Source organism: Acidovorax sp. FG27 (assembly GCF_040365715.1).
Taxonomy (GTDB): domain Bacteria; phylum Pseudomonadota; class Gammaproteobacteria; order Burkholderiales; family Burkholderiaceae_C; genus Paracidovorax.
This window is the reverse complement of record NZ_BAABVY010000005.1, coordinates 23,630-34,897: the sequence shown is the minus strand read 5'-3', so window position 1 is coordinate 34,897 and position 11,268 is coordinate 23,630. Positions and strand designations below refer to the sequence as shown.

The following is an 11,268-nucleotide window of genomic DNA, read 5'->3' as shown; positions in this document are numbered from 1 at the left end:
CACGCTGGCCTTGTCGGCGGCCACGTTCAATGAACGTGCTGGACACCTCCATCGCCAACGTGTCCCTGCCCGCCATCGCGGGCGACCTGGGCGTGAGCCCCACGCAGGGCACCTGGGTCATCACCAGCTTCGCGGTGGCCAACGCCATCGCCGTGCCGCTGACAGGGTGGCTGTCGCAGCGCTTCGGGCAGGTGCGCCTGTTCGTGGCCAGCGTTACCCTCTTCGTCATCGCGTCGCTCTTGTGCGGCATCGCGCCCAACATGGCCACGCTGATCGCCTTCCGCGCGCTGCAGGGCTTCGTCGCCGGGCCGATGATTCCGCTTTCGCAGTCGCTGCTGCTGTCCAGCTACCCCAAGGCGCTGGCCGGGCTGGCGATGGCGATGTGGTCCATGACCACGCTGATCGCGCCGGTGATGGGGCCGCTCCTGGGCGGCTGGATCACCGACAACATGAGCTGGCCGTGGATCTTCTACATCAACGTGCCGGTCGGCATCGCGGCGGTGCTGGTGACCTGGAGCATCTTCCACAAGCGCGAGTCGGAACGCCGCGCGCTGCCCATCGACTCCATCGGCCTGGCGCTGCTGGTGATCTGGGTGGCGGCCATGCAGGTGATGCTGGACATCGGGAAGGAGCACGACTGGTTCGCCTCGCCCTGGGTGGTGGCCTGCGGCGTGGTCGCGCTGGTGGGCTTCGTCGCCTTCATGATCTGGGAGCGCGGCGACGACCACCCGGTGGTGGACCTGACGCTCTTCAAGATCCGCAACTTCTGGGCCGGCGCGCTGGCCACCTCGGTGGGCTACGGCCTCTTCTTCGGCAACGTGGTGCTGCTGCCCCTCTGGCTGCAGCAGTACATGGGCTACACCGCCACGCAGGCCGGCGAGGTGCTGGCGCCGGTGGGCCTGCTGGCGCTGGTGCTCTCGCCCGTGGTGGGAAAGAACATCGCCAAGGTGGACCCGCGCCGCTTCGCCACCTTCGCCTTCCTGGTGTTCGCGCTGGTGCTGTGGATGCGCTCGCGCTTCAACACCCAGGCCGACCTGATGACCATCATGGTGCCCACCATCATCCAGGGCGTGGCCATGGCGTTCTTCTTCATCCCGCTGGTGACCATCACGCTGTCGGAGATCGCGCCGGCCCGCATCCCGTCGGCCTCAGGCCTGTCGAACTTCATGCGCATCACGGCCGGCGCCATCGGCACCTCCGTGTCGACCACGCTCTGGGAGCGCCGCGCCGAGCTGCACCACGCCCAGCTGACCGAAGGGCTGCAGCAGGGCGGCACCGCCGTCACGCAGACGCTGCAGGGCCTGCAGGCCGGCGGCCTGGCGCCCGACCAGGCGCTGGCCCAGGTCGAGCGGCTGGTGAACCAGCAGGCCTATATGCTGGCCGCCAACGACATCTTCTATGCCTCGGCCGTGCTGTTCCTGCTCCTGATTCCGCTGGTCTGGCTGGCGCACCCGGTGCGGGCGAGCGCCGGCAGCGCGGACGCGGCGGCCGGGGCGCACTGATCCGGTGAAGCCGGGGGGGCGCCTCGAACGGATACGCTCGGGGCTGCTCTTTCGCCGCCTTCTTCACGACCCATCATGACCACGCCCGCCGCCACCGAACTCGCCGCCTTCCACACCGCCCTCGCCCGGCTGCGCCAGGGCGAATTGCGCCCGCATGCCTTCAGCGACACGGCGCGGGCGCTGGGCGCGCTGCGCGGCGCACTGCCCGCCCGGTACGACGAGGTGCTGCTGGGCCTGCTGGACCGGCTGGAGTCGGGCGCGCTGTTCGCCGAGGAGAGCTGCTCCTTCAGCCAGCAGGATCTGGTGGACAGCTTGCAGATGTGGGCGGACAAGGCGGGTGCGACGGTCGCGGCACAAACAGGCACCGGGTAGCATGCACCGCTGATCCCAGTACCCCCGGATCAATCCTGGAAAGACACTGCCGCCTTGGCGCGCCCATCCACCGAGAGCGAGAACACATCCGGCCGCGCGTAATGCCCTACGACGTCGAAGTCGTACTTCGCGCGTGTTAGCTCGGCAAGGTCGATCTGCGCAGTCAGCAAGCCTGTCTCGTTCTTCAATGGACCCGCCAGGACATCACCCAGCGGTCCGACGATCATGCTGTTGCCTTGAATCAGCGGCCGGTCTGCGTCCCAGTGCGGCGCGTCGATGCCAAGGGCCTTGGGCGACGGTTTCACTTGGCACGCGCAAACGAGGAACATCCGGCCTTCATGCGCGATATGTCGCATGGTCGCCTGCCAGATGTCGCGGTCGTCGACCGTGGGCGCGCACCAGACCTGCACACCCTTCGCGTACATCGCCGTTCTCAGCAGCGGCATGTGGTTTTCCCAGCAGATCGCAGCGCCGATGCGCCCCGCTGCCGTCTGCAGTACCGGCAGGGTCGAGCCGTCGCCCTGCCCCCAGATCAGCCTCTCTGTCCCGGTGGGCATCAGCTTGCGGTGCTTGGCGGCCAGCCCGTCCTGCGGGGTGAAGAACAGAGCGGTGCAGTACAGCGTGTTTCCGTCTCGCTCGATCACGCCAATGACAATGGCGGCTCCCGTCTTCTCGGACATCGCGGCCAGCGCATCGGTCTCGGGGCCTGGCACATCGATGGCCTCGTGGAAGTAGCGGGCGAAAGCCTCTCGACCCTCAGGTGTGCGGTAACCCAGGTGGGTGCCGAACAGCTCCCCCTTGGGATATCCGCCGAGCAAGGCTTCCGGCATCACCACCAGCACTGCGCCGCTGGCCTTGATCTCGTCCTGATAATCAAGAATGTCTTGCAGCGTTTGCGCAGTGCCCAATGGCGAAGATCCGATCTGGAGAGCGGCAACGGTTTGAGTGTTCATCGGTCGGATGGCTGGTTGGCAGTGAGTGAATGGATGCTTCGATGCTGCACGCGGGCGTCTCGACGATCAACGGTCCCAACTGGCTATCAGATATGAATCCCATCGATTTCTCTCGAGTAGACCTGAATCTGCTGAAGGTCTTCGAGGCGCTGTATGAAGAAGGTGGAGCGGGCAGGGCGGGCGTTCGGCTGCACCTGACCCAGTCGGCCGTCAGTGCCGCGCTGGCGCGCTTGCGGGTGCTCTATGCGGACCACCTCTTCGAGCGAACCGGCCGGGGACTGCGGCCGACACCGCGTGCGCTGGAACTGAGGCCGCTCATCGCGCAAGCGCTCGACGATTGCCGCCAGAGCCTGGCAGCGTCCGCCCAGTTGTCCGGCCAGGCCTCGCGCACGCTGAGGCTGGGCCTGTCGGACGACTACGAAGTGGCGATTGGCGGCCGGCTGATCCAGCTGGTGGCAGCCCACATGCCCGGCCTTCGCCTGATCTTCAGGCAGACGCACAGTCTGGTGGTCAGTGACATGCTGATGTCCCGCGAGATCGACCTGAGCCTAACGGCGGGAGGCACCACGTCCAGCACGCTGGGCCGCGAGGTCATCGGCATGGCCGGATACGCCTGCGTGGGCGACAGCCGCTGGCTGCGCGACGGCCCCCTCCCGCTGGAGGAATACCTGCGCAGAGGCCACCTGCTGGTGTCCGCGCAGGGCTATGTGGGAGTGGTCGACGAAGCCCTCAAGGCGCGCGGCGCGAGCCGCCGGGTGCATGCATCGACCACGCATTTCGCGGCGCTGCCGTACCTGCTGGTGGGAAGCGAGTGCATCGCGACCCTGCCGCAACACGCCGCTCGGGCACTGGCTCGGGCAAGCCCGCTTCACTGGACGGAGTGCCCGCTGCCCCTGCCCCGTTTCGCCGTCGAACTGGGCTGGCGCAAGGACAGTGTCCGCGATGCTGCCATCCAGCGCTTGAAGGCGCTGGTGAGACAGGCCTGCGAGGATCCAGTCCACGGCCTGCAAGGCGGCACGCGCGCATCCTGACTTAGCCTATCCAGGACCCGGTCTCAGCGCCCTGCGCACGCCTTGCACAGCTGCAGCGCCAGCCGCTGCAGCGCCTGCCAGCCGTCGGTGGGCCAGTCGGGCACTTTCAGGCCCTTGACGATGCCGTCCACGGTGTGGGCCGACTGCAGCAGGCGGGCGGCGGCGGCGTCGGAGAAGCGCGGGACGATGCGCTCGAAGAGCCGCTCCTTCGCGCCCCAGACCCGGTTCTCCCGCAAGGCCATGGGCAGCGGCTTGCCGGCGTTCACGGCGTCTTTCACCCGTTTGAGCGCGCGGATGTCTTCGGCCAGCGCCCAGTGCACCAGCACCTCGGCCTCGCCTTCGGCCTGCAGGCCGTCGAGCATGCGCTGCACGCGCAGCACCTGGCCCGAGAGCACGGCCTCGGACAGCTTGAAGACGTCGTAGCGCGCCACGTTCAGCACGGCCGCTTCGACCTGGGCGAGCGACAGCTCGCCCGGCGGGTGCAGCAGGGCGAGCTTGGCGATTTCCTGGTGCGCGGCCAGCAGGTTGCCCTCCACCCGGTCGGCGAAGAACTGCAGCGTGCGCTGGCCTTCGTCGCCCGGCGCCACGCGCTGGCCCTGCGCGCCCAGGCGCTGGGCGATCCAGGTGGGCAGCGCGGCGCGCTCCACCGGGTCGATCTGCACCGTGGCGCCATTCGACTCCAGCGCGGCGAACCAGGCGCCGGTGCGCGTGGACTTGTCGAGCCGGGGCAGCAGCACCAGGGTGAGGGTGCTGTCGTTGCCCTGCGCGGCGGCGGCGATCTGCTGCAGCGCGGTGCTGCCGTCCTTGCCGGGTTTGCCGGAAGGGATGCGGATCTCGACGATCTGCTTGTCGGCAAACAGCGAGAGCGAGCCGCCCGCCGCCAGCACCGCGCTCCAGTCGAAGTGCGCGCCGGCGACGGTGAAGCTGCTGCGTTCGGTGTAGCCCTGCGCCCGCGCCGCCGAGCGGATGGCGTCGGCCGCCTCCTGCTGCAGCAGCGGCTCGTCGCCGTGCAGGGTGTAGAGCGGGCGCAGGCCTTTGTGCAGCTGCGCGGTCAGCTGGTTCAGCGCAATCTGCATGGCAACGGCCCCTTTTCAGAACAAAAACTGGCTGCAGCGCTTATTCCATAAGCGCAACCAGCTATACAAACCATAGCAAATCCGATGAGGAATGGCTGGCCGGCCGGTGGGGCTGGCCCGCGCCGGAACGCCATGGGAGGGGGCTGCATGCCCCCGTCAGGAAGCGGCACCGACCTTCACGGCGGCCAGGCGGCGCATAAGCTGCTGCACCAGGTCGGTCTGCATGTTGCGGAACAGCAGGGCTTCCTCGCCTTCCTTGGACAGCGCCACCGACTCGTTGTAGCTCACGTCGCGCTGCTGCAGCAGATCGGTCGGCGCGATCAGCTCCACGCCCTGCGGGGTGCGCAGGCCGAACCGCAGCCGCAGTCGCAGCTGCAGCTCGCGCACCTGGCCGGAGGCGTTCAGGCCCACCACCACGCGCTCCTGCTGCTCGGAGAGGATGTCGAGGATGGCCTCGGCCTGCGGCAGCTGGGCGGGCTCGGTGAGCAGCGTGAGGTTGCCGCCCGAGCCCTGCAGCGTGCGCCGCAGCTCGCGCGCGATGGCGGAGCCGGGCTGCGACTGCACGTAGAGCGAGCGGAAGCTGAAGTCCGGCGCGCCTATCTGGGCGTATAGGCCGCCCTACAGCAGCCGCTTGCGGATCTGCAGCACCACCAGTTCGGCTGCCGCCACCACGGCGAAGACGGTGACCAGCACCAGCGCCACCCGGTTCCAGTGGAACAGGTCGATGGCGGTGTTGAGCACCACGCCGATGCCGCCCGCCCCCACCAGCCCCAGCACGCCCGATTCGCGCACGTTGATGTCCCAGCGCAGCAGCGCCACCGACCAGAAGGCCGGCTTGATGTGCGGCCAGTAGCCGTACCAGATCTGCGCCAGCCGGCCCGCGCCGGCCGCCTGCAGGGCCTCGATGGGGCCGCGGGGCGCCTGCTCCAGCGCCTCGCCCACCAGCTTGCCGACGAAGCCCACCGAGCGCAGCGCGATGGCCAGCATGCCCGCCAGCGGCCCGGGCCCGAAGATGGCCACGAAGAGCAGCGCCCACACCAGCGAGTTGACCGAGCGGCTGGCGACCAGGACCACGCGCGCGGTGAAGTTCAGCAGCCGGTTGCGCGTGACGTTGGCCGCCACCAGCACGCCCAGCGGAAACGCCAGCACCAGCGACAGCAGCGTGCCGAGCGTGGCCATGTGCAGCGTCTCCATCAGCGCCGCATGCACGCCGTCGCGGTAGTAGCCCCAATCCACCGGCCACATGCGCTGCAGCATGTCGCCCATCTGCTCGGGCGCGTCGTAGAGGAATTCCGGAATCACCTCGACGTAGCGGGCCGACTGCACGATGGCCCAAACGCTGAAGAGCCAGATCGCGTAGCGCAGCATGCGCTGGCCGAAGGGACGGGTCGGCAGGCCCAGGGGCTGCACGGCAGCGCCCGGGGGTTTCACGGCGGCGGCGTCAGACATGGAGGGCCTTTCGCACGGCGTTCACGATCAGTTCGCCCGCCACGATGATGGCGATCACGGTGGCGAGGATGGTGCACACGAAGCTGTATTCATAGCGCAGGAAGGCGGCGAACAGCGCCCCGCCGATGCCGCCCGCGCCCACGATGCCGACCATGGTGGAGTTGCGCAGGTTCGAGTCGAGCTGGTAGGTGGCAAAGCCCACGAAGCGCGACGCCACCTGCGGCAGCACGCCGAACAGCACCACGTTGGCGAACGAGGCGCCGGTGGCGCGCATGGCCTCGATGGGCTTGGGCGAGATTTCCTCGATGGCGTCGGCAAAGAGCTTGCCGACGAAGCCCACCGTGGCCACCACCAGCGCCAGGATGCCGGCGAGCGGCCCGAAGCCGACCGCCTTCACGAACAGGATGGCGCTGATCACCGGGTGCAGCGCGCGGCATGCGGCGATGAAGGCCCGGCCCGCCACCCGCAGCGGCGCGGGCGACAGGTTGCGCGCCGCCATCAGGCCCACGGGCAAGCTCAGCAGCAGGCCGAGCGCGGTGGCCAGCACGGCGATCTGCAGCGTCTCCTTGATGCCCTGGGCCAACTCGTCCATCTTGCCCAGCTCGGGCGGGAACATGCGGCCGATGAAGCGCGCGCCCTGCTCCCAGCCCACGGCCAGGCGCTCGGGCGAGACGCCCAGGTTCGCCATCATCCAGGCGAAGTAGGCCGCCACCGCCAGCGCCACGGCCTTCTGGCCGGTGCTCCAGCGGAAGGCCGGGGTGGCGGTCGATGCGGTGGCGTTGGTGTTGGTGGTGTTCATTCCATCCATGCCTTGCCGCCGTAGATGGTGTGCAGGTGTTCCTCGGTCAGCCCTGCGGGCGGGCCGTCGTAGACCACGTGGCCGCCGGTCATGCCGACGATGCGGTCGGAATAGCGGCGCGCCAGCTCCACGTCGTGGATGTTGACCATCACCGGGATGTTGCGCTGCACGCCCTGGTCGCGCAGCAGCTGGATGATCTCCACCGAGGTCTTGGGGTCAAGCGACGAGGTGGGCTCGTCGGCCAGCAGCACCGAGGGCTGCTGCATCAGCGCCCGGGCGATGCCCACGCGCTGGCGCTGCCCGCCGCTCAGCGCATCGGCGCGCTGGTTGGCGAACTGCGACAGGCCCACCACCGCCAGCAGCTGGTGCGCGTGGGCGATGTCTTCGGGTTCGAACTTGCGGCGCCAGGCGCGCCAGGCGGACAGGTAGCCGAGGCGGCCGGTCAGCAGGTTCTCCATGACCGTCAGGCTCTCGACCAGGTTGTATTCCTGGAACACCATGCCGATGTGGCGGCGGGCCCGGCGCAGGGCGCGGCCGTGCAGCTGCACCATGTCCACCTCTTCGCCCGCCAGCCGCATCAGGATGCGGCCCGAGGTGGGCGTGACCAGCCGGTTGATGCAGCGGATCAGCGTGGACTTGCCGGTGCCGGAGGGCCCGATGATGCTGGTGAGGCCCGTGCTGGCGATGGTCAGGTCGATGGATCTGAGCACCGGCGTGCCGGCGCGGTATTCCTTGACGAGGCGCTCGATCCGCAACGCGCCTGAAGTGCCGGAGGTCTGCATGGGAGGCGGGTTACTTCTTGCCCGATGCGGCCTTGTCGAAGGCGTCGCGGGTGAACAGCTCGCCGGCCGAGGCGGCGACGGTGCGCACCAGCGCCCAGTCCTTCTGGTAGGTGATGGGCAGGAAGCGGTCGCCGCCCAGGCCCTTGGCCATCTCGGCGGGCACCTTGTAGTCGTAGAAGCACTGCTTGATCTTGGTCTGCAGCGCGGGTTCGAGGTTGTAGGCGTAGGCGTAGGCGTCCGTCGGGAACATCTCGCTGGTGTAGAGCACGCGGAAGTCGTCGGCCTTGACCACGCCGCGGTCCGTCATGTGCTGCAGCACGTCGCTGGCCACCGGGGCGGCGTCGTAGTCGCCGGTCTTCACGCCCAGGATGGACTGGTCGTGCTTGCCGGAATAGACCACCTTGTAGTCGGTGTCGGGCGTCAGGCCGATCTTGGGGAACAGGGCGCGCGGCGCCAGGTTGCCGGAATTGGACGAGGGCGAGGTGTGGGCGATGCGCTTGCCCTTCAGATCCTCCAGCTTCTGGAATGGGCTTTCCTTGCGCACGATCATCTTCAGGTTCATGCCCACCGGGCCCTGCTCGTTGCCGCGGATGGCGAAGGGCACGGCGCCCGACAGGTTCACGGCGAAGTTCACCGGGCCGGGCGAGAACGCGGCGATGTGCAGGCGGCCCGAGCGCATGGCCTCGATCTGCGCGGCGTTGGACTGCACCGGGAAGAAGACGACCTTCTTGCCCACGCACTGCGACAGGTGGCCCATGAAGGGGCGGAAGAGCTTCTCGTAGATGGCGGGGTCTTCCACCGGCGTGAAGGCGAACACCAGCGTGCTCGGGTCCTTCAGGCGCTTGGGGTCGGTGGGCGTGTCGGCCACCAGGTCGCGGTTGGCATCGCAGTACTGCGCGTCCAGGTCGCCGCGGTAGGCGCAGGCCTCCTGGGCATGCGCGGCGGCAGCGGCGCCGAACCCGGCAAGGGCGATGAAAGCAAGGCGCAGCGGCAGGCGGCGGGTGGACGGCATGGGTGTCTCCTGGGTTGTTCTGGAAGGCGTCTCGAAAGGACTGCCGGTACTATAGGAATCGCTCCCGCACACGGGTGGCCCGCCTTTCAACCGTCCTTCAGCGAGCTTTCAATTGCCTTGCATTTGCCCACGGAATAACCCTCGGTCGCAGCCGCTCCGCAGGCCAGCGCGATGAGGGTGCTGGTCGTCGAGGACGACTTCGACCTGAGCGGCGCGCTCATGCGCCTGCTGACCCGCCGGGGATTCCTGGCCACGCATTGCGGCGACGCCACCTCGGCCCTGCAGGCACTGCAGCAGTCGGCCTTCGAGCTGGTCGTGCTAGACCTGGGCCTGCCCGGCATGGACGGTCTGCAGCTGCTGCAGCGCCTGCGTGACCGTGGCCACCGCATGCCGGTGCTGGTGCTCACCGCGCGCGGCGGCGTGGGCGACCGGGTGGCGGGCCTCAACATCGGCGCGGACGACTACATGGGCAAGCCGTTCGACCCCGACGAGCTGGAGGCCCGCCTGCGCGCCCTGGCGCGCCGTGCGGGCTTCGAAGACGAGCCGCACTGCGGCGACCTGCGCATGGACCGGGCGGCGGGCGCCTTCTATGCCGACGACCAGGCGCTGGAACTCACGCCCCGCGAAGGCGCCCTGCTCACGGCGCTGATGGAGCAGCCCGGCCGCGCGGTCACCAAGTCGCGGCTGGCCGCGCTGGTCTTCGGCGCCGATGCGCCCGAGCAGCCGGACGCGGTGGAGGTGGTCGTTCACCGCCTGCGCAAGAAGCTCGCGAGCACGCACGTGGAGATCGCCACCCTGCGCGGGCTGGGCTACCTGGTGAAGGAACGCCGTGCCGCCGAGTGACCGGCCGGCCGGGGCCGCCAGAGGCGGCTTCTCGCTGCGCCACCGGCTGCTGCTGGGCCTGTGCCTGCCGGTGGCGGTCTTCATGGTGGTGGATGCCTGGGCGTCGTACCACGCGGCGCTGGGCACGGCGCAGCGTGCGTTCGACCGGCTGCTGGTGACGTCGGCCCATGCCCTGGCGGACCTGATCCATCTCGAACAGGGGCAGCTGCAGATCAGCCTGCCGCATGCAGCGCTGGAGCTCTACGACAGCGACCAGGGCGGCGAGCGCCAACCCGAAGAGGCCACCCGCAGCCGCATGATCTACCGCGTGAGCTACCTGGACGGCGCCTACCTGGCGGGCGACAGCGCACTGGAGCCCTACCGCGGCGTGGCGGCCGTGCACCCGCGCTACGGCGCCCGGCTGGCGCTCTACGACACGCTGCAGGGCGGCGAGCCGCTGCGCATCGCCGTGCTCTGGCAGCCGGTGGAAACCGAGGAGGGCCTGCGCTACGTGGTGGTGCAGGTCGGCGAGCCCTCGGCCTACCGCGACCGCATCGCCCAGGGCATTCTCTGGCAGACGCTGGGCCGGCAGGCGCTGCTGCTGGTGGTGCTGCTGGCGCTGGTGTGGGCCGCTATCACCGTCGCGCTGCGGCCGCTGCGCGTGTTCGCCCGGGGCCTGGAAGCGCGCCCGGCCAGCAATCTCGACCCGCTGATGGTGGTGCCGCAGACCCCGCGCGAACTGCTGCCGCTGGTGAACGCCTTCAACCGGCTGCTGGGCCTGGCCGGCCGGGCGCAGGCGCTGCAGCAGCGCTTCGTGGCCGACGCGTCGCACCAGCTGCGCACGCCGCTGGCCGTGCTGCAGCTGCAGGCGCATGCGGGCCTGTGCGGCGACGTGCCGGCGCACGAAGCGCTGCAGCAGGTGGCGGCCACCACGCGCCGCACCAGCCGGGTGGTGCAGCAACTGCTGACCTGGAACCGCGCCCGAGCGGACGTGTCCGCCGGGCAGATCGAGACGGTGGACCTGGTCGCGCTGGTGGAAGAAGTCGCCATCGAGCTGTCGCCGCTCATCTCGGCCCGGCACCAGGACTTACAGTTCGACCCCGCGCCGTGCCGCTGGACCGGGCCGGCCTGGATGGTGCGCGAGATCCTTGTCAACCTGCTGCACAACGCACTGCACTACACGCCGGAAGGCGGCGCGCTGGGCATTCGCATGGCCGTGGAACCCGGCGGCGTGGCGCTGACCGTGCACGACGACGGCCCCGGCATCGCCGAGCCGCTGCTGCAGAACCTGTTCGTGCCCTTCGTGGGCGGCGACCCGCACCGCCAGGGCACCGGCCTGGGCCTGGCCATCTGCCACGAGATGGCGCAGGCCTGCGGCGGCCGGCTGGAGGTGGCCAACCGGCTGCGTGAAGGCCGGGCGGCGGGATTGAACGCCACCCTGTGGCTGCCCACGAACCCCTGACCTGGAAC

Annotated in this window: 10 protein-coding genes and 2 pseudogenes; 5 read left to right on the top strand and 7 right to left on the bottom strand. The window is 69.4% G+C overall.

All coding sequences use genetic code 11. From position 1 onward, the window contains the following. Together ABWV53_RS03880 and ABWV53_RS03875 are read left to right on the top strand one after the other, a co-directional pair. A pseudogene (locus tag ABWV53_RS03880) lies at positions 1-1,502 on the top strand (DHA2 family efflux MFS transporter permease subunit); the annotation flags it as partial. Positions 1,503-1,577: 75 nt separating this feature from the next. Further along, positions 1,578-1,874: a hypothetical protein gene (locus tag ABWV53_RS03875; RefSeq protein WP_353363151.1), complete on the top strand. Its 297-nt coding sequence runs from the start codon at positions 1,578-1,580 to the stop codon at positions 1,872-1,874. Positions 1,875-1,903: 29 nt separating this feature from the next. On the opposite strand, the gene ABWV53_RS03870 is transcribed toward ABWV53_RS03875, so the two are convergent. Beyond that, a complete protein-coding gene (locus tag ABWV53_RS03870) occupies positions 1,904-2,827 on the bottom strand; it encodes a carbon-nitrogen hydrolase family protein (RefSeq protein WP_353363149.1) in 924 nt (307 codons plus the stop codon). Between the two features lie 92 nt (positions 2,828-2,919). Between ABWV53_RS03870 and ABWV53_RS03865 the strand changes: the two genes are divergently transcribed. Then, a complete protein-coding gene (locus ABWV53_RS03865) occupies positions 2,920-3,858 on the top strand; it encodes a LysR substrate-binding domain-containing protein (protein ID WP_353363155.1) in 939 nt (312 codons plus the stop codon). Between the two features lie 23 nt (positions 3,859-3,881). Here the strand turns inward: ABWV53_RS03865 and holA are convergent, their stop codons facing one another. The 6 genes and pseudogenes from holA to phnD form a co-directional block, all read right to left on the bottom strand. Then, complete coding sequence (holA, locus tag ABWV53_RS03860; RefSeq protein ID WP_353363147.1) at positions 3,882-4,934, bottom strand: DNA polymerase III subunit delta; 1,053 nt, start codon at positions 4,932-4,934, stop codon at positions 3,882-3,884. A gap of 156 nt (positions 4,935-5,090) precedes the next feature. Next, positions 5,091-5,531, bottom strand: a pseudogene (locus tag ABWV53_RS03855) (LPS-assembly lipoprotein LptE); the annotation flags it as partial. Positions 5,532-5,552: 21 nt separating this feature from the next. Then, positions 5,553-6,302, bottom strand: a complete 750-nt coding sequence (gene phnE, locus ABWV53_RS03850; protein WP_353363153.1) for a phosphonate ABC transporter, permease protein PhnE — start codon at positions 6,300-6,302, stop codon at positions 5,553-5,555. A 73-nt stretch (positions 6,303-6,375) separates the two neighbouring features. Next, positions 6,376-7,182 carry a phosphonate ABC transporter, permease protein PhnE gene (phnE, locus tag ABWV53_RS03845; RefSeq protein WP_353363145.1) on the bottom strand — a complete coding sequence of 269 codons (807 nt, stop codon included), beginning with the start codon at positions 7,180-7,182 and terminating at the stop codon, positions 6,376-6,378. Continuing rightward, a complete protein-coding gene (gene phnC / locus ABWV53_RS03840) occupies positions 7,179-7,964 on the bottom strand; it encodes a phosphonate ABC transporter ATP-binding protein (RefSeq protein WP_353363143.1) in 786 nt (261 codons plus the stop codon). Before phnC ends, phnE (ABWV53_RS03845) begins: the two co-directional genes overlap by 4 nt. Before the next feature lie 10 nt (positions 7,965-7,974). Next, positions 7,975-8,976, bottom strand: a complete 1,002-nt coding sequence (gene phnD / locus ABWV53_RS03835; RefSeq protein WP_353363141.1) for a phosphate/phosphite/phosphonate ABC transporter substrate-binding protein — start codon at positions 8,974-8,976, stop codon at positions 7,975-7,977. 171 nt (positions 8,977-9,147) lie between these two features. Between phnD and ABWV53_RS03830 the strand changes: the two genes are divergently transcribed. Together ABWV53_RS03830 and ABWV53_RS03825 are read left to right on the top strand one after the other, a co-directional pair. Next, positions 9,148-9,819 carry a response regulator transcription factor gene (locus tag ABWV53_RS03830; RefSeq protein ID WP_353363139.1) on the top strand — a complete coding sequence of 224 codons (672 nt, stop codon included), beginning with the start codon at positions 9,148-9,150 and terminating at the stop codon, positions 9,817-9,819. Then, complete coding sequence (locus tag ABWV53_RS03825; RefSeq protein ID WP_353363137.1) at positions 9,806-11,260, top strand: sensor histidine kinase; 1,455 nt, start codon at positions 9,806-9,808, stop codon at positions 11,258-11,260. The genes ABWV53_RS03830 and ABWV53_RS03825 overlap by 14 nt, the downstream gene beginning before the upstream one ends. The last annotated feature ends 8 nt before the right edge of the window (positions 11,261-11,268 follow it).